18 protein-coding genes are annotated in these 17,760 nt (G+C 70.7%); 10 read left to right on the top strand and 8 right to left on the bottom strand.

The window, feature by feature from the left end; translation table 11 throughout:
• Window positions 1-114: 114 nt before the first annotated feature.
• Window positions 115-444, bottom strand: a complete 330-nt coding sequence (locus ACFY04_RS34785; RefSeq protein ID WP_266380931.1) for a hypothetical protein — start codon at window positions 442-444, stop codon at window positions 115-117.
• A 33-nt stretch (window positions 445-477) separates the two neighbouring features.
• Complete coding sequence (locus ACFY04_RS34780; protein ID WP_389123190.1) at window positions 478-849, bottom strand: hypothetical protein; 372 nt, start codon at window positions 847-849, stop codon at window positions 478-480.
• A gap of 708 nt (window positions 850-1,557) precedes the next feature.
• On the opposite strand from ACFY04_RS34780, the gene ACFY04_RS34775 reads away from it, so the two are divergent.
• The 8 genes from ACFY04_RS34775 to ACFY04_RS34740 all read left to right on the top strand — a co-directional run bounded on the left by ACFY04_RS34775 (window position 1,558) and on the right by ACFY04_RS34740 (window position 9,387).
• Window positions 1,558-2,598, top strand: a complete 1,041-nt coding sequence (locus ACFY04_RS34775; protein ID WP_389123186.1) for a BMP family protein — start codon at window positions 1,558-1,560, stop codon at window positions 2,596-2,598.
• A gap of 222 nt (window positions 2,599-2,820) precedes the next feature.
• Window positions 2,821-4,404: an ABC transporter ATP-binding protein gene (locus tag ACFY04_RS34770; RefSeq protein ID WP_389123304.1), complete on the top strand. Its 1,584-nt coding sequence runs from the start codon at window positions 2,821-2,823 to the stop codon at window positions 4,402-4,404.
• Window positions 4,401-5,513 carry an ABC transporter permease gene (locus ACFY04_RS34765; protein WP_389123184.1) on the top strand — a complete coding sequence of 371 codons (1,113 nt, stop codon included), beginning with the start codon at window positions 4,401-4,403 and terminating at the stop codon, window positions 5,511-5,513. Before ACFY04_RS34770 ends, ACFY04_RS34765 begins: the two co-directional genes overlap by 4 nt.
• A complete protein-coding gene (locus ACFY04_RS34760; protein WP_266380919.1) occupies window positions 5,510-6,799 on the top strand; it encodes an ABC transporter permease in 1,290 nt (429 codons plus the stop codon). The genes ACFY04_RS34765 and ACFY04_RS34760 overlap by 4 nt, the downstream gene beginning before the upstream one ends.
• Complete coding sequence (locus tag ACFY04_RS34755) at window positions 6,796-7,194, top strand: cytidine deaminase (RefSeq protein WP_389123183.1); 399 nt, start codon at window positions 6,796-6,798, stop codon at window positions 7,192-7,194. The genes ACFY04_RS34760 and ACFY04_RS34755 overlap by 4 nt, the downstream gene beginning before the upstream one ends.
• A 103-nt stretch (window positions 7,195-7,297) precedes the next feature.
• Entirely contained in the window at window positions 7,298-8,575 is a 1,278-nt protein-coding gene (locus ACFY04_RS34750) for a thymidine phosphorylase (RefSeq protein ID WP_389123180.1), read from the top strand.
• A 32-nt stretch (window positions 8,576-8,607) separates the two neighbouring features.
• The gene (locus ACFY04_RS34745; RefSeq protein WP_389123178.1) at window positions 8,608-8,997 is read left to right on the top strand and encodes a hypothetical protein; all 390 of its coding nucleotides are present in this window, start codon (window positions 8,608-8,610) and stop codon (window positions 8,995-8,997) included.
• 51 nt (window positions 8,998-9,048) lie between these two features.
• Window positions 9,049-9,387: an STAS domain-containing protein gene (locus ACFY04_RS34740; RefSeq protein WP_389123177.1), complete on the top strand. Its 339-nt coding sequence runs from the start codon at window positions 9,049-9,051 to the stop codon at window positions 9,385-9,387.
• Here ACFY04_RS34740 and ACFY04_RS34735 read toward each other — a convergent pair.
• The gene (locus ACFY04_RS34735; protein ID WP_389123174.1) at window positions 9,283-10,281 is read right to left on the bottom strand and encodes a sigma-70 family RNA polymerase sigma factor; all 999 of its coding nucleotides are present in this window, start codon (window positions 10,279-10,281) and stop codon (window positions 9,283-9,285) included. The genes ACFY04_RS34740 and ACFY04_RS34735 overlap by 105 nt on opposite strands.
• A gap of 196 nt (window positions 10,282-10,477) precedes the next feature.
• Between ACFY04_RS34735 and ACFY04_RS34730 the strand changes: the two genes are divergently transcribed.
• Window positions 10,478-11,791, top strand: coding sequence for an MFS transporter (locus tag ACFY04_RS34730; RefSeq protein ID WP_389123172.1), 1,314 nt, complete (start codon window positions 10,478-10,480; stop codon window positions 11,789-11,791).
• Here ACFY04_RS34730 and ACFY04_RS34725 read toward each other — a convergent pair.
• Both ACFY04_RS34725 and ACFY04_RS34720 read right to left on the bottom strand, forming a co-directional pair.
• On the bottom strand, window positions 11,788-12,486 hold the full coding sequence (locus ACFY04_RS34725) for a L,D-transpeptidase family protein (RefSeq protein ID WP_389123171.1): 699 nt from the start codon (window positions 12,484-12,486) through the stop codon (window positions 11,788-11,790). The genes ACFY04_RS34730 and ACFY04_RS34725 overlap by 4 nt on opposite strands.
• Before the next feature lie 90 nt (window positions 12,487-12,576).
• Window positions 12,577-13,860 (bottom strand): MFS transporter, encoded by a 1,284-nt coding sequence (locus ACFY04_RS34720; RefSeq protein ID WP_389123169.1) that lies wholly within the window; start codon window positions 13,858-13,860, stop codon window positions 12,577-12,579.
• Window positions 13,861-13,922: 62 nt separating this feature from the next.
• Here ACFY04_RS34720 and ACFY04_RS34715 point away from each other — a divergent pair, with 62 nt between their 5' ends.
• Window positions 13,923-14,897 (top strand): LysR family transcriptional regulator, encoded by a 975-nt coding sequence (locus ACFY04_RS34715; RefSeq protein ID WP_389123301.1) that lies wholly within the window; start codon window positions 13,923-13,925, stop codon window positions 14,895-14,897.
• A 352-nt stretch (window positions 14,898-15,249) separates the two neighbouring features.
• Here ACFY04_RS34715 and ACFY04_RS34710 read toward each other — a convergent pair whose 3' ends face one another.
• From ACFY04_RS34710 to ACFY04_RS34700, 3 genes are all read right to left on the bottom strand, one after another.
• The gene (locus tag ACFY04_RS34710; RefSeq protein ID WP_389123168.1) at window positions 15,250-16,272 is read right to left on the bottom strand and encodes a LuxR C-terminal-related transcriptional regulator; all 1,023 of its coding nucleotides are present in this window, start codon (window positions 16,270-16,272) and stop codon (window positions 15,250-15,252) included.
• A 300-nt stretch (window positions 16,273-16,572) separates the two neighbouring features.
• On the bottom strand, window positions 16,573-16,944 hold the full coding sequence (locus tag ACFY04_RS34705) for a cupin domain-containing protein (RefSeq protein ID WP_389123165.1): 372 nt from the start codon (window positions 16,942-16,944) through the stop codon (window positions 16,573-16,575).
• A 71-nt stretch (window positions 16,945-17,015) separates the two neighbouring features.
• Complete coding sequence (locus ACFY04_RS34700) at window positions 17,016-17,750, bottom strand: alpha/beta hydrolase (RefSeq protein ID WP_389123163.1); 735 nt, start codon at window positions 17,748-17,750, stop codon at window positions 17,016-17,018.
• Window positions 17,751-17,760: the final 10 nt, after the last annotated feature.

The raw sequence follows: 17,760 nt of genomic DNA, 5'->3' as shown, positions 1-17,760 counted from the left end.
GAAGGGGGCCGGGCCATCATCGCCCGGCCCCCTTCGGTGGATGTGAGCCACGCCTTGCTACCGGTGCGCGGCGCTTGAACGCTGCGTGCAGGAAGGCGCGGGCTCAGTGGCGGATCAGATGCGCCAGTGCTCGTATCCGAGCTTGTAAATGCCCGCGTTCGGGGCCCCGGGGCACGTGGCGGACGACGTCTCCCCGTTCTGCTTGGTGCTGCCCTTGATGACGGCCTGGGTGCCGTGGGAGTCGATACAGGTCACCTTGACGCGGAAGCGGTCGATGAAGGGCCACAGGCCGGTGCATTTGGCGTAACCCGTGTTGCCGGACTGCCATGTCTCGCAGCTAATGGCTTCGGCGCCATTGGTGGCTGCGGATGCGGAGGGTGCGGTAATGAGCGACGTGGCCGCCATTCCGATTCCAATGAGGCTGGCGATCTTAGCCTTGTGCATGTCTTTCTCCCCGATTTTGGTCGTACGAAAGTCTTAGGCGGATTCCTCGACGGCCACGCTCAGGACGCCGACGTTGGGGTCGGAAGAGCAGGTCGCGCTCGAGGTTTCGTTCGTGTGCTTCTTGGGTCCGTAGACGGTGAACGTCTGACCGCGGTAGTTGATGCACGTGAGCTTCACGCGAAACGTGTCCGCCCAGGCCATGCCGCTGCAGTACGCGGAGCCGCCCCAAGGTGCGCGGTTCGTCTTCCACGTGTTGCAGCTTGCGTCCTGCGGCCCCGGCTTTGCGCCGGAGACAGCGGCCGGAGCCGCCGACGTGTGGCTCGCGGCGACAGCCGGCGAGCCGACGCCCACGGACATGATGGTCAGCGCGGCGGCACCGAGCTGAACGATCGACTTCTTTTTCATTTCCCCGCTTCTCTTTTCGCGTTTCGTCGACTCCCAGGAAGCCGATGGTGCAGGCATGAGGAAATGACCACCCGGCAGGTGTCACGCGGGGCGGAAATGATCCTCGGGTAAAGATTTGACCATTGAGATCCCTTGCTTTGGTCATCTGACACGGGGAAGTAGGGAGTGGTCAATCTATTTTTTATAGTGTGGCGCGCATCACGCCATGCGTATGAGTGCGAGATTGAGACAGGTTGGCGAAATTATGCCTATTGGCTGAATCTGTTCATTGCGCATTGAGGCTCGCCGGTTCAATGAAAGGTTGAGCATGGCTGTTTCCTGGGATTTCGAGTTCCGTCCGATGCGGCCTGACGGTGTGCCGAGAGCTCCCGTTGCGACCGGTTTCGAGGCCGCCGGCGCGTGTGCGCCGGCGCGTGCCGGGAGGGATGCTTCGGGCTCCGCGGTTGCCGAGCGGCTGTCGGAGGGAGGGACGGCCGCGGCGCGGCGGTCCGCTTCGGTACACCGTCGACGATCCGCTGTGCAGGTGAGTCCAGCCCCTGGGACGCAAGGGCTGGGCGTGCGAGCGTTACCGATCGGTCACTGTCCGGTTCGCGACGATCCGATAACGACTGATGAACGGGCCTTTAACTGACATCTACGCGCGTTACGATCGCCGCGAAACCAGCGCCAGAAGAGGCGCTTTCGGTCAGTCTCGAAGGGACCCTCCTCTTGCGCCGGGTATCCAAGATCCTCTCCGCGTCCATCGCGACTGCGGCACTCGCCCTCACCGCCACCGCCTGCGGTGAGTCGTCCACCGAGAGCTCCGGCTCCGGCGACGGCAAGGTCAAGGTCGGTATGGCCTACGACGTCGGCGGCCGTGGCGACAACTCCTTCAACGACTCCGCCGCGCGTGGCCTGGACAAGGCCAAGGCGGACCTCGGTGTCGAGACCAAGGAGCTCACCGCCAAGACCGGTGAGACCCCGGCCGACCGCGAGCAGCGTCTCGTCTCCCTCGCCGAGGGCGGCTTCAACCCCGTCATCGGTGTCGGCTTCGCCTACAAGGACGCGCTCGAGAAGGCCGCGGCCAAGTACCCGAAGACCACCTTCGGCCTCATCGACTCCGTCTCCGAGAAGCCGAACGTCTCCTCGATCGTCTTCACCGAGGAGCAGGGCTCCTACCTTGCCGGTGTCGCTGCCGCGCTGAAGTCCAAGGACGGCCAGATCGGCTTCATCGGCGGGGTGGACATCCCTCTGATCAAGAAGTTCGCCGCCGGCTTCCAGCAGGGTGTCAAGGACACCAAGCCGGGCGCCAACGTCCAGATCCAGTACCTGTCCACCGGTACGGACATGTCCGGTTTCGGTGCCCCGGACAAGGGCAAGGCCGCTGCCAAGGGCATGCTCGACAAGGGCATCGACGTCGTCTACTCGGCCGCGGGCGGCTCCGGCGCCGGCGCCATCGAGGCCGTCGCCGCCAAGCCGGGCGCGTGGGCGATCGGTGTCGACTCGGACCAGGCCAAGGACCCGGCCCTGTCCAAGTACGCCGGCTCCATCCTGACCTCGGTCGTCAAGAACGTCGACACCGGTGTCTTCGAGCTCGTCAAGTCCGTCCAGGACGGCAAGCCGATGACCGGCACCCACGCCTACTCGCTCGCCGAGAACGGTGTCTCGCTGACGACCACGGGTGACCACCTCAAGGACATCCAGGCCCAGCTGGACGAGGCCAAGAAGAAGATCATCGACGGTCAGATCAAGGTCGCCACGACCCTCTGACACGGGTCACACTGGGGGCCCGGAACGGCTTCGGCCGACACTCCGGGCCCCTTTCCGTGTAAGCCTGCGGGCAGTTGAACATTTTTGCCAATGCTACGCGCGTAGCATGTCTGGTCGCACGGTAGCTTTCGCCACCAGCGCCCGCGTTCCCGCCCGTTCCTCGCCTCGTCCGAGCCCGTCCCAGCCTCGTCCTCCCACGCTCCCGTCCTTGGAGAGTGCGCCATCAAAGCCTCCAGTCCCAACGCCGTAGAACTCCGCGGCATCACCAAGCGTTTCCCCGGAGTCGTGGCCAACCACGACATCGACATCACCGTGCGCCGCGGCACCGTGCACGCCCTCGTGGGCGAGAACGGCGCGGGCAAGTCGACCCTGATGAAGATCCTCTACGGCATGCAGAAGCCGGACGAGGGGACCATCACGGTCGACGGCGAGCAGGTGGTCTTCAACGACCCCGGCGACGCCATCGACCGCGGCGTCGGCATGGTGCACCAGCACTTCATGCTCGCGGACTACCTCACCGTCCTCGAGAACGTCGTCCTCGGCTCCGAGAAGCTGTACGGCATCGGCGACAAGGCCCGCGCCAAGATCAAGGAGATCTCGGACGCGTACGGACTGGGCGTCCGCCCGGACGTCCTCGTCGAGGACCTCGGTGTGGCCGACAGGCAGCGTGTGGAGATCCTCAAGGTCCTGTTCCGCGGAGCCCGGACGCTGATCCTCGACGAGCCCACCGCCGTCCTGGTCCCGCAGGAGGTCGACGCACTCTTCGACAACCTCCGCGAGCTCAAGGCCGAGGGCCTCACCGTCATCTTCATCTCGCACAAGCTGGGTGAGGTCCTGTCGGTCGCCGACGACATCACCGTCATCCGGCGCGGCACGACCGTCGGTACGGCGGACCCGGCGCACATCACGACCAAGCAGCTCGCCGAGCTGATGGTCGGCGCCGAGCTGCCCTCCCCGGAGACCCGGGAGTCGACGGTGACGGACGTCCCGATGCTCACGGTCGACGGTCTGTCGCTGAGCGCGGTCGACTCCGACAGCGTGGTCCGCGCGGTCCTTGACGGCATCACCTTCACCATCCACAAGGGCGAGGTCCTGGGCATCGCCGGCGTGGAGGGCAACGGCCAGTCCGAGCTCGTGGACGCGGTCATGGGGATGCGCCACCCGGACACCGGCGTCGTCACCCTCGACGGCAAGGACATCTCCACCGCGCCGACCCGCAAGCGTCGCGAGGACGGCATCGGCTGCATCCCCGAGGACCGTCACCGGCACGGTCTGCTCCTGGAGGCCCCCCTCTGGGAGAACCGCATCCTCGGCCACGTCACCGAGAAGCCGAACTCCCGGGGCCCGATCCTCGACCTGAAGGCCGCCCGCAAGGACACCGAGCGGATCGTGCGCGAGTACGACGTCCGCACGCCCGGCATCGAGGTCACCGCGGCCTCGCTCTCCGGCGGCAACCAGCAGAAGCTGATCGTCGGCCGGGAGATGAGCCACAACCCCAAGCTGCTGATCGCCGCGCACCCCACCCGGGGCGTGGACGTCGGCGCGCAGGCGCAGATCTGGGACCAGATCCGCGAGGCGCGCCGCGAAGGCCTGGCGGTGCTGCTGATCTCCGCAGACCTGGACGAGCTGATCGGCCTCTCCGACACCCTGCGCGTGATGTACCGCGGCCGACTGGTCGCGGACGCCGACCCGGCCACCATCACCCCGGAGGAGCTCGGCTCGGCCATGACCGGCGCCGCCGCCGGACACCTTGAGCACGAAGAGAGCCCTGAGGGCACCGACGGCCCGGAGGACGAGGCCCGATGAAGAAGATCGACAAGGAGCGGCTGCTCCTGGGTATCGCGGCGCCGCTCCTCGCGGTCGTCGCCGCCTTCCTGATCACCGCCCTGGTCCTGGCCGCGACCGGCAAGGAGCCGTTCAGCGCCTTCGGGATCATGTTCGAGTACGGCGTGAAGTCGGACAGCCAGGTCTACATCATCAACAAGGCGACGACGTACTACCTGGCGGGTATCGCGGTAGCCGTCGGCTTCCGCATGAACCTGTTCAACATCGGTGTCGACGGCCAGTACCGCCTCGCCGCCTTCCTCGCCGCCGCCGTGGGCGGAGCGCTGACCCTGCCGGGCATCGTGCAGATCCCGCTGATCATCCTCACCGCGATGATCGTCGGCGCCATGTGGGCCGGCATCGCCGGTGTCCTCAAGGTCACCCGGGGCGTCAGCGAGGTCGTCTCCACGATCATGCTGAACATGATCGCGACCGCGATCATCGGCTACCTCCTCCAGCCTGGCCGCCTCGGCCACCTGGACGAGGCCGGCACCAAGGTCGCCACGACCCCGCTGTCGGACTCCTCGCACTTCTTCGAGATCCCCACCACGCCGACCCCGATCTACGGCTTCGTCGTGGTCGCAGTGATCGCGGGTGCCGCGTACTGGTTCACGCTGGCCCGCACCCGCTTCGGCTTCGACCTGCGCACCGTCGGCCAGTCCGACACGGCCGCCGCCGCCAGCGGTGTCAACGTCAAGAAGATGGTCATCACCGCCATGCTGATCTCCGGCGCCATGGCCGGTCTGATCGGCATGCCGACGCTGCTCAACGACTCGTACGAGTTCGGCGGCGACTTCCCCGTCGGCATCGGCTTCACCGGTATCGCCATCGCCCTGCTCGGCCGCAACCACCCGATCGGCATCGGGCTCGCCGCGATCCTCTGGGCCTTCCTGGAGCGCGGCGGTCAGAAGCTGGAGTTTCAGGACTACGACCGGGAGATCGTCGGCGTCATGCAGGGCGTCATCGTCCTCTGTGTCGTCATCGCCTACGAACTCGTGCGCCGCTACGGCCTCAAGCGCCAGCAGCGACAGGTCGGCGAGAAGCTCGCCGCCCAGGCCCGTTCCAACGACCAGACGGAGGTGTCGGCGTGACCGCCACGGCGACTTCCACCCCGCCGCCCGCCGCCCCCAAGGCGGCCGGTGGCAAGGGCGGCCGCACCCGGCTCTCCCTCCCGGTGATCCTGCTGATCATCGCGGGCGCGCTCGTCGCGCTCTCCGCCGTGCGCGCCATCACGGGAGCGCAGGACCTGACCTCGGCGGGCCAGGTCAGCGCGGCTCTCTCGCTGGCCGTCCCGATCGGCATGGCCGGTCTCGGCGGTCTGTGGGCCGAGCGCGCGGGTGTGGTCAACATCGGCCTTGAGGGCATGATGATCCTCGGCACCTTCTTCGGTGCCTGGGCCGGCTGGCAGACCAGCCCCTGGCTCGGCGTCCTCGTCGGCATCCTGGGCGGCATGTTCGGTGGCCTGCTGCACGCGGTCGCCACCGTCACCTTCGGCGTCGACCACATCATCTCCGGTATCGCGATCAACATCCTGGCCGTCGGTTTCACCACCTACTTCGCCAAGCTGTGGTTCAACACCGGTGCGGCCGCGGCCGCGGGCGGCAGCCCCAAGCAGTCGCCGCCGGCCGACAGCATCACCTCGATCACCGTGCCGGGTCTGTCCGACTGGCTGGCCGACATCGAGGGGCACCACTGGTTCGTCGTCTCGGACGTCGCGGGCATCCTCGGCGGCCTGGTCACCAACCTCTCGCTGCTGACGATCGTCGCCGTGGCACTCGTCATCGGCACGTTCTTCGTGCTGTGGAAGACGGCGTTCGGTCTGCGGCTGCGCTCCTGCGGTGAGAACCCGATCGCGGCCGAGTCGCTGGGCGTCAACGTCTACAAGTACAAGTACATCGCGGTGATCGTCTCCGGCGGTCTGGCCGGTCTCGGCGGCGCCTACCTGTCGCTGGTCACCTCGCACATCTACAACGAGGGCCAGACCGGTGGCCGTGGTTACATCGGCCTCGCGGCGATGATCTTCGGTAACTGGCGGCCGGGCGGTCTCGCGATGGGCGCCGGCCTGTTCGGCTTCGCCGACGCCCTGCAGCTGCGCAGCGGCGGCCAGTCCGTGCACGCGCTGCTCCTGCTGCTGTTCGCGGTCCTCGTCGCGATCGCGGCCTGGAAGGCGTACAAGAAGCGCTGGATCACCTCCTCGATCGCCATCGTCATCGGCGTCGGCGTGTTCATCTGGTACCTCGGCACGGAAAGCGTCCCGGTCGAGTTCGTCAGCGCCACCCCGTACATCGTGACCCTGCTGGTGCTGTCGCTCTCCGCGCAGCGGCTGCGGATGCCCAAGGCCGACGGCATGCGCTACCGCAAGGGCGAGGGTAAGTGACCTCGGACCCGACGGTGGACTGGGAAGCCCTGCGGACGTCCGCCCGGGAAGCGATGACCCGGGCGTACGCCCCGTACTCGGGCTTCCCGGTCGGGGTTGCCGCCCTGGTGGACGACGGCCGCGTGGTGACCGGCTGCAACGTGGAGAACGCCAGCTACGGGCTGGGCCTGTGCGCCGAGTGCGGGCTGGTCTCCTCCCTCCAGGCCACCGGCGGCGGCCGCCTCACGCACTTCACGTGCGTGGACGGCAAGGGCGAGATCCTCGTCCCGTGCGGCCGCTGCCGCCAGCTGCTCTACGAATTCGGCGGCGACGAGCTGCTGGTGGAGACCCCGGACGGGATTCTCCCGCTGGCGGCGATGCTGCCGCAGGCCTTCGGGCCCGATCACCTGAGATAGCCGTGCCGACGGCCCTCCGCCCCTGCCGGGGCGGAGGGCCGTCGTACTTCCGTTCCTGAACCCCTCATTTCCCCCTCTCTATGCGCGTAGAAGGAAGCACCTCATGGACGTCATCTCCGTCATCCGGACCAAGCGGGACCGCGGTGAACTGAGCCCCGAGCAGATCGACTGGGTCATCGACGCGTACACCCGCGGTGTCGTGGCCGACGAGCAGATGTCGGCGCTGGCGATGGCCATCCTGCTCAACGGCATGAACCGGACCGAGATCGCCCGCTGGACCGCGGCGATGATCGCCTCCGGCGAGCGCATGAACTTCGATTCCCTCTCCCGCCCGACCGCCGACAAGCACTCCACGGGCGGCGTCGGCGACAAGATCACCCTCCCGCTCGCCCCGCTCGTCGCCGCGTGCGGCGCGGCCGTGCCCCAGCTGTCCGGCCGCGGCCTCGGCCACACCGGCGGCACCCTCGACAAGCTGGAGTCCATCCCCGGCTGGCGCGCGCTGCTCTCCAACGAGGAGATGCTGCACGTCCTGGACACCACCGGCGCGGTCATCTGCGCGGCCGGCGACGGCCTGGCCCCGGCGGACAAGAAGCTCTACGCGCTGCGCGACGTCACCGGCACGGTCGAGGCCATCCCGCTGATCGCCTCCTCGATCATGTCGAAGAAGATCGCCGAGGGCACCGGCTCGCTCGTCCTGGACGTCAAGGTCGGCTCCGGCGCCTTCATGAAGAACATCGAGGACGCCCGCGAGCTGGCCCGCACCATGGTCGGCCTCGGCACCGACTCGGGCGTCAAGACCGTCGCACTCCTGACGGACATGTCCACCCCGCTCGGCCTGACCGCCGGCAACGCCCTCGAAGTCCGCGAGTCGGTCGAGGTCCTCGCGGGCGGCGGCCCCGCCGACGTCGTCGAGCTGACCATCGCGCTGGCCAAGGAGATGCTGGACGCGGCGGGCATCAAGGACGCCGACCCGGCGAAGGCCCTGGCCGACGGCTCCGCGATGGACCACTGGCGCCGGATGATCGCGGCCCAGGGCGGCGACCCGGACGCGACCCTCCCGGTGGCCCGCGAGCAGCACGTGGTCACCGCCTCCGAGTCGGGCGTCCTGACCCGCCTGGACGCGTACGGGGTCGGCGTCGCCGCCTGGCGCCTGGGCGCCGGCCGCGCGCGCAAGGAGGACCCGGTGCAGGCGGGCGCGGGCGTCGAGCTCCACGCGAAGCCGGGCGACACCGTCACGGCCGGCCAGCCGCTGATGACCCTGCACACGGACACCCCGGAGAAGTTCGACTACGCCCTGGCCTCCCTGGCGGGCACGTACGACATCGCCCCGGCGGGCACGGCCTTCTCCGCCACGCCGATCGTCCTGGACCGCATTGCCTGACCTGTACTCACTCGTGAGGCTGAACGGGACCGGTGGACGCCCACCGGTCCCGTTCGTCATGCTGGGACCGGTGCCAACAGCATGAGGACGCCATAAGCGCACTCACCGTCCAGCGCGAGCCCACGGGTGGCGACGGCTGGGACGACCTCGTCCGCCTCTGGGAGGAGACGGACGGGCCGGAGGGCTGCAAGTCGAACGCTTCGCACGACCGCATCGCCAAGGCCGCCGGGTACGCCCAGGCAGGCATCCCGCTTTACCTGCTCATCGACGCTCACGCGCCTGGCGGCGCGACCATCACCCTCTACGGTGAGCCCGGTAACGCCGTTTACCGGGTCCTCCAGGCCGGCAAGTTCGGCGAGACCTTCCACCTGCCCGCGCCGTTCGACCTCAAGCCGGACACGTCGGTCTTCCCCACCCCCTGAGGCGATCGCCCGGCACCGATGAATTCCGGCGGGCCGGGCGGTCACCCTCTCGTGGAGATCCGACGACTCGTGCTGCCCGGCCCCGGACCGGCCGCCCCGCAGGACACCGCGCTGCTGTGCGCCCGGCTGGCCCGGCTCTACGACGGCGGGGCGGGCGCGGTGGTCTGCGACGCCACCGCGGTGACCGCACCCGGGCTGGCCGACGTCGAGGTGCTGGCGCGGCTGCGGCTGGCCGCCCGGGGGCGGCCGCTGCGGGTGACCGGGGCCGCGCCCGCCCTGCGGGCCCTACTGGACCTCGTAGGCCTCGTCGAGCTGCTCGGGGAGGCCGAACAGCGGGAACCACCGCGCGGTGTCCAGGAAGGCGTTGAGCCCGACGATCTTGCCGTCTGAGATCTCCAGCACCTGGAGCGCCCACGGGGTGTGCCCCGGCCGCCCGTCCTCGCGCGGACGGTACTGGCCGAAGGCGGGCAGGCCGTTCGCCGTCGTCGGGACGAGCCGGGAGCCCTTGCAGCCGAGGCCCTGGTTCAGGTGCCAGGCCGCGATGTCCTCGTGGCCCTGGAGCCACAGGTCGAACGGCGGCATCGAGAGCACCGCGTCCTCGTGGAGGAGGGTGGTGAGCCGCGCGATGTCGTAGGCCTCGAAGGCGGAGAGGTACCGCTCCAGCAGCTTCGCCTGGTCCGCGTCGAGCGGATCCGCCGGGTCGCTGTCGCGCAGCGACTGCCCGGCCAGGGTGGCCCGCGCCCGCTGGAGGGCGCTGTTCACCGAGGCCGTCGTGGTCTCCAGGAGCTGGGCCACCTCGTCGGCCTTCCAGGCCAGCACCTCGCGCAGGATGAGCACCGCCCGCTGCTTCGCCGGCAGGTGCTGGAGCGCCGCGACGAAGGCCAGGCGGACGGATTCCTTCGCCAGCGCCATCTCCGCCGGGTCGGCGGTCTGCGGCAGCACCCGGCCGTCCGGCACCGGCTCCAGCCAGGTGACCTCGGGGCGCTCGTTGAGCACGGCGGAGGCCTGGTGCTGCGGGGCGGTCAGGTCCATCGGGCGGGCCCGCCTGTTCCCGGCGTTCAGCAGGTCCAGGCAGACGTTGGTGGCGATCCGGTACAGCCACGACCGCAGCGAGGCGCGGCCCTCGAACGTGGCGTAGCTGCGCCAGGCGCGGATGTACGTGTCCTGCACCGCGTCCTCGGCGTCGAAGGACGAGCCGAGCATGCGGTAGCAGTAGCCGGTGAGCTCGACGCGGTACCGGTCCATCGCCGTGTCGAGGTCCACATCGGTGGCGAGGTCGCTCATGTCCGTTCATCCCCCTGGTCGTTCCGCTCCTTCGGAACCTACCGGAGGGGTCTGACAACGGCAGCCGGAAGCGCTGAGCGCCCATATATGTCGCCATCAAGTATCTTGACGTCAAGATTAATATCCGGCAGGCTTCCGTCATGTATCTCGACATCGAGATACATGACGGCGGACGCGGTCGATACGGGAGACTGGGATGCGGCGCGGCAGGCAGATCCGGACGGCACGGCAGGGGGACGGCGGTCTGCTGGCGCAACTGCGCCGGCCGCCCGGCGGCCGGGATGCGCGGATCATGCTGCTCACCCAGGTGCTGGACCGAGCGGGTACCGGCGTGTGGGCCGCGTCCTCCGTCCTCTACTTCACCTTCGTCGTCGGCCTCGACGCCGGGCGGCTGGGCCTGCTGCTGGGCGCGGCCGGGGTGGCGGGCATCGCCGGATCGCCGCTGGCGGGCCACCTCGCCGACCGCTTCCAGGTGCGCACCCTGCTGATCGGCTGCCACCTCATCCGCCTCGGAGCCCTCTGCGTGCTGCTGGTGGTCACCGACTTCGGCCTGCTGCTGCTCCTGTTCGCCGTCACCCACCTGGGAGACCGGGCGGCCAAGACGCTGGAGATGCTCTTCGCCACCCGGGTCGCGGGCGAGCGCCGCTCCACCTACCAGGCGCTGTCGCGCAGTTCGGCGAACGCCGGATACGCCCTCGGCGCGGGCCTCGCCGCCATCGGCCTCGCCGTCGGCACCCGGGGTGCCTACCAGGTGCTGATCCTGGCCAACGCCCTGTCGTTCCTCGTGGCCGCGGCCCTCGTGTGGCGCACCCGGGAACCGCACGGCTGCGGGCTCGTGGTCGCACGGCCCGAGGCGGAGGAAGGCGCTCCGGTGGCCGGGCCCAGCCCCTGGCGGGACCGCGGCTACCTGCGGTTCGTCCTGCTGGACATCCCGATGAACCTGGACGACTCGATCCTCGGCGTCGGCGTGCCGCTGTGGCTCGTCGGCCACACCGCGGCCCCGCACGCCCTGATCCCGGCCTTCCTGGTCATCAACACCGTGCTCGTCGTCGCCCTGCAGCTACGGGTGTCGGCGCGGGTCCGGGACGCCCGCCAGGCGGCGGGCGCGGTCGGCCTGTACGGGGTGACGACGCTCGCCTGCTGCCTCTTCCTGGCCACCGCCCCCGCGGGCGGGGCCTGGGCCGCCTCGGTGGTCCTGCTCGCCGCGGCCGTGCTGGCCACCGCGGCGGAGCTGATGCGCTCGGTGAGCTCCTGGGAACTGGCGGTCTCCCTCGCACCCCAGGAGGCGCGCGCCTCGTACCTCGGAGTGGCCGGCATGGCCCAGTCCGTCCAGAAGTCCGCGGGCCCGCTGCTGCTCACTGGCGCGGTGATGGCGGCCGGCCCGGCCGGCTGGCTGGCCCTCGGGGCCGGGGTGGCGGGCCTTTCCCTCGTCCAACGCCGCTCCGCCCTGCGGCGGTTGGACCACCTGGGCGCCGCGCCCGCGCCCTCATCCGCGCCCGCGCCGGCCTAGGTGCCGGGCTTGCGCCCGTACACGTAGACGTCCTCGCCCTGTCCCAGCAGGTTCCAGTACGCCTTGGCGTCCGCGGAGCGCATGTTCACGCAGCCGCCCGAACCGGGCGGGTTCCACATGCTCTTGGTGGTCGAGTGGAAGGCGATGCCGCCGTCGAAGAACTGCGCGTACGGCATCGAGACGTTGTAGAGCGTCGACCAGTGGTCGATGTTGCGGTAGTAGATCTTCTTCAGCCCGGTTCGCGTCTCCGTGCCGTCCTTGCCGGTGCGGACCGGGACGGGCCCGTACTTCAGGGTGGCGCCGTCCTGGATCCAGCTGAGCTGCCGCGTCAGGTCGACGCAGGCGATCCGCCCCCGGTTCACCGGGCAGTCACCCGCCTTGTCCGGGGTGCTGCCGGCCGCCCGCTGGGCCAGCATCGTGCTCATCGTCTGCCAGGTCAGCGGCCCGGAGTAGCCCTGGGTCGGGGTGATCCCGTGGCTCGCCTGGAAGGACCGGATCGCCGTGCAGTCGGCCGCCGACTGCTTCCCGTCCACCGGCCGGCCGAGGAACTGCTCGACCTGCCGCTGGTACGGCCCGGTGGTGAGGTTGCAGGAGGCGGCGGCCTGCGCCGCCCCGCCTCCCGTGACCACCACCGGCAGCGCCAGCGCGACCGCCCCGCCCAGCACGGCCGCCCGCACCCCGATCCTCGTACCCATCCGGTCCTCCCCTGCTCGCACAGCATCGTTCTCCGTGTTGAATGCCCGGAAAACAAGCAGGGGTTGCCTACGGCGGGAGCGTAGATTTCGTCAGCGCGCGCCCACGGCCGACGCCGGCATCCGCCGCTCCGCGCGCGCCGCGTGGGTCCCGTACAGGGTGATCGACACGACGCCGAGCACCGCCAGCAGCGCGATGCCGACCGTGGCCGCCCATCCGGCCCCGTGGTAGGCCAGGGCGCCCAGGGTGCCGCCCGCGCTGGAGCCGAGGTAGTACGCCGACTGGTAGAGCGCGGAGGCCTGCGCCCGGCCGGTCTTCGCCGTCCGGCTCACCGCGGCCGAGGCCACCGCGTGCCCCGCGAAGAAGCCCGCGGTGATCAGGACCAGCCCGAGCACGATCACCGCCAGGGAGTCGGACAGCGACAGCAGCAGCCCGAGCGCCGTGGTCGTCACGGCCAGGTACAGCGCGCCGCGCCGTCCGGTGCGGGCCACCAGCTTGCCGGCGGCGGCCGAGGAGACCGTGCCGACCAGGTAGATCAGGAAGATAGACCCGACCACGCCCTGCCCGAGCGAGAACGGCTCGTCCATCAGGCGGTAGCCGATCACGGTGTAGACCGCGCCGAAGACCGTCATGAACAGCGCGCCGATCCCGTACAGGCGCAGCAGCAGCGGATCGCGCAGGTGCCCTGCGACGGTACGGCCCACCGCGCGCGGGTTCAGCGACGCCGGGCGGAAGAACCGCGCCCGGGGCAGCAGCACCAGGAAGGCCACGGCGCACGCCAGCGCCATCAGGGCGACGGCCAGCAGGCCCGCCCGCCAGCCCCACAGCTGCGCGGCCCAGCCGGTGACGAGACGGCCGCTCATACCGCCGATGGAGTTCCCCGCCACGAACAGGCCGATCGCGGCCACCAGGGCCTTCGGCTTGACCTCCTCCGCCAGGTACGCCATCGCGGAGGCCGGGATCCCGGCGATCGCCGCGCCCTGGACGGCGCGCAGCGCCACCAGCCACTCCACGTTCGGCGCGAACGGCACCAGCACGCCGACGCCGACGGCGATCACCATCGAGTACGTCATCATCCGGGTGCGGCCGAACCGCTCGGACAGCGCGCTCAGCGGGAGGACGAACAGTGCGAGCGCGCCGGTGGCCGCGGACACCGTCCAGCTGGCCTGGCCCGCCGTCACTCCGAAGCCGGCGGAGATCGCGGGCAGCAGCGCCTGGGTGGAGTAGAGGAGGGCGAACGTCGCGAGTCCGGCGGCGAAGAGCGCGAGGCTCATCCGGCGGTAGCCGGGGCGGCCGGGGGAGAGGGGCTGCGGTGCGGGGGACGACGGGGTGGAGGCACCCGGGATGACGGGTGCCCCGGTATGAACGGGAGGCATGCTTCGACGGTAGGCCTGTCATTTTCATGCGTCCAATGCACGGAATCGCGATAATCGATCCACTGATGCATCAACCCAGCTCAGAGGCGTGGATGTCGATGAACCGTTACGTAGAAGACATGGCCGTGACAACATTGCTCGCGCCGCGACTGGCCTATTTCGTCGCCGTCGCCCGCCACGAGCACGTCACCCGCGCCGCCCACGAGCTGGGCGTCCCGCAGTCCACCCTGTCCCGCGCCATGGTCCGGCTCGAACAGGACCTGGGCGTCACGCTGTTCGCCCGCAAGGGCCGTACGGTCGCCCTCACCACGGCCGGCCGCACCTTCCTGGCCTCGGCCGAGCAGGCCCTCACGGAGATCGGCCGCGCCGCCGAATCCGTACAGCAGGACGCCGATCCGGCGGCCGGCAAGGTGGCCTTCGGCTTCCTGCACACCCTCGGGTCCGAGACCGTACCCGGTCTCATCCGTGCCTTCCGCGCCGACCACCCGCGCATCCGCTTCTCCCTCGTCCAGAACTACGGCGAGGCCATGCTGGAGAAGCTCCGGGCCGGCGAACTCGACCTGTGCCTGACCTCCCCGCTGCCGGACGCCCCCGGCCTGGTCGCCCGGCGCCTCGACGAGCAGCGGCTGCGGCTGGTGGTCCCGGACGACCACCGGCTCGCGACCCGCAAGCGCATCCGCCTCGCCGAGGCCGCCGAGGAAACCTTCGTCACCCTGGAGCCCGGCTACGGCATGCGCCGCATCACCGACGACCTGTGCGCGGAGGCCGGGTTCACCCCGAAGATCGCCTTCGAGGGCGAGGAGGCCGAGACCCTGCGCGGCCTGGTCGCCGCCGGCCTCGGCGTGGCCCTCCTGCCGCCCCCGGCCGTGGCCCGCCCCGGCGTGGTCGAGCTGACGGTCACCGCCCCGCGGGCCGTCCGCGAGATCGGCCTCGCCTGGCTCGACGGCCACCCCGACACCCCGCCGGTGGCGGAGTTCAAGCGCTTCCTGCTCTCCCGCCGCGGCCGCCTGATCCCCGAACTGGAACCCCTGCCCTAGCCGGGCCACCCCCGCCCCGGCCGATTCCGCCCGGCCCGGCCAATTCCGCCCGGCCCCGGGCCAATCCCGTGTGGTCCGGCCGATTCCGCCCCGCCCGGGCCACATCCGGCTTCGCCGAGCCGACTTCAGCCTCGCCGGCGTTCGAGGCGCGGGTCCGGGCAGAGCCCGGTGCCCGGCGGAGCCGGGTTTCCCGGGGCTCCGCCCCAGACCCCGCGCCTCAAACGCCAGCGAGGCTGGGATGTGCCCCGGCGAGGCTGGGATGTGCCCAGGCGGGGCTGGATGTGCCCTGGCGGGGCTGGAATTGGCCCGGGTGGGGCTGGAGGCCCGTGAGGCAGGGGGCCCGGCCCGGGCGCTAAGGCACGGGCGGCCGGGACGGGGCCGGGGACAGCAAGTAGCCCGCCTGGAAACGGGACTTGGCGCCCACCGCGCGCATGATCTCGGCGATGTGGCGCTGACAGGTCCGCTCCGACATACCCAGCCGGCGCGCGATCACCTTGTCCTCCAGCCCCTCCGACAGCAGCCGGACGATCGTCTGCCGCAGCTCGTCCGAGAGCGACCGGGCCGCCTCCGGGCTCACCGACGTGGGGAAGGGCTCCGCGCCCACCCAGGAGCGCTCGAAGGCCGCCGTCATGAAGTGCACGACACTCGGCTCCCGCACCACCAGCGCCGCCCCGCTGCGGTCCGGCACCGCCATCAGGCCCGTGTGGTCGTCGAAGATCAGCATCCGCATCAGCCCGTCGCCCAGGGTCCGTACCTGGGCGCCCAGTGCCGTCACCCGCTCGACGTACGCCGCCGTGGGCCGTGAGTAGCGTGCCGTGTGCTGGTAGATCGTGCGCATCCGGACCCCGCGCGTCAGCAGCGACTCGTCCCGACCGATCGACTCCTCCAGCGTCTCCAGCGGGCGGCCCCCGCCCGGCTGCGAGGTCAGCAGCTCCCGCTCGCACGCCGCGACCAGCTCCGTGATCAGCCCCCGCACCGCCCCGAGGTCCGTGACCAGCTCCAGCCGGCCCGATCCGCCGAGGTCCCGGTGCGCGGTGCCCGCCTCGTACGCCGGCACCAGCGCCTCCAGCCGCCCGCGCAGCCGGTCCATCTCGTCGTGGGTCTCCCGTACGAGCAGGGCCAGCGGGGCCAGGGCCCGGGCCGCCGCGGCCCGGGGGGCCACCGCGCTCCAGCGGTCCGGGTCGTCGCCCGGGGCCCGCTGCAGCAGGTGCGCGGCGGCCAGCTCGGTGATCGCGGCCGCCGCGCGTACGCCCAGGGCCCCGGTGGCCTCGCACAGGTCGAAGGCGTGCCGCTCGACGGCGTACGCGTACAGGCGCCGGGCGGCGGGGCTCAGCTCCCCGGCCGCTCCGGCCGGCCCGGATTCCTCGGCAGGCATATGCGTATGCGTCCCGAGTTATGCCCCTTTATAAACCCCTCGTGTTCCCGCAAGGCGGCAAGACGACGCCTGGACGGCCGCCATCGGCATATGCCGAAGCGGCACAGTGGCAGCACGGCGTGAGGGGGAAGCGCGGTATGCGGCAGCGGACACCCAGGCGAGGACGGGGGCCCGTGTCCTGCTGAGCCCGCGGCCCGCCGTGGTGGTCGCGCCAGATCCATCGGTGCCATCCGACCGTGAGGGGGCGGAGCGGCGGGTACGGACGGACTGGCGCGACCCCGAAACGTGGCCCCGAAGCCGTCAGTCGGCGGCCGGCTTCGCGTAGTCGGCGTAGCCGGTCCAGTCCAGCACGACGCAGGGATCGTCACCCAGAACCCAGGCGTCGTGCCCGGGCGTGATGTGGATGAAGTCGCCCGGGCCGATCTCGGCGCTTTCCCCTTCGTCCATGACGATCTTCATGCGGCCGCTCACCACGTACCCCGTGTGGTGGGCCTGGCAGCTCTCCGTGCCCACGATCGGCTTGATGTGCAGGGACCAGCGCCAGCCCGGCTCGAAGACGGCGCGTCCCACACCCCCGCTCGCGGTGTCGATCAGGTCCAAGTGGCCCGTACCGGCCGCGAACGGTCGCGTTTCGTCCGGCTTGTCGAAGTTCTTGTTCACCAGTTCGCCCATGGCCGGTCAGCCTCCGGGAGAGAAGCAAGCACCCCGAGTCCACTCCTCACGGTACGCGCCAGGCCCGTGGATCACCGCCTCAGCGACCTCCCGAAGCCCGAGGCCAGCGGCATCCGCAGGCCCAGCGGCGGGGGCGCGGCCAGGGCGTCGGTCACCGGCCGCGAGTACCGCCCCGAGGAGACCGCGCCCAGGATGAAGTCCACGGCCAGCGCCACCACTTCCGGCTGGTGCTCGCGCAGCCCGTGCCCGTCCGAATGCACCTCGAAGCGGCAGGTCGAACGATTCGCCTTCTTCGCGCGCGCCGCCAGCCGGAAGGAGGCCTCCGGGTCGCTGCGCGCGTCGTTGGTGCCGTGCACGATCAGCACCTGCCGTCCCGACAGCTGTTTCACCGGTTCAGGGGAGTCGGCCCGGGCCGCCGCCTCTAAGCAAGGGGCGATCACCACGACCGAGTTGACGGCCGCGTGCCCCGCCGCCCGCAGCGCGGCCAGGCCTCCCGCGTCATAGCCGGCCAGGCACACCGGCACGTCCCCGTACCGCCGCACCACCTCGTCCGCGGCCCACCCCGCCTGCTCCTCCCGGGCGGAGTCCCCGCCGTGGATGACCATGTGCGTGACCAGCCCCTCCGCCCCGCCCGCCCGGGCCAGCGCCCGCGCGAGCGGACGCAGGGGACCCGGCGAGAATCTGGAGGCCCCCGGAAGCAGGAGCACCACCCCGTGGACCGCACTTTCCGTCGAACCCGAGCCGGTTCTCGCGCCGGCCGCCCGCCCCAGGCGGGCCCCGCGCGCCGGCGGCGCATGCTGTGCCATGGCGGAACAG

This window comes from Streptomyces sp. NPDC001549, assembly GCF_042894025.1.
Classification (GTDB): Bacteria; Actinomycetota; Actinomycetes; order Streptomycetales; family Streptomycetaceae; genus Streptomyces; species Streptomyces kutzneri.
This window is presented reverse-complemented; position numbering and strand designations above follow the sequence as displayed.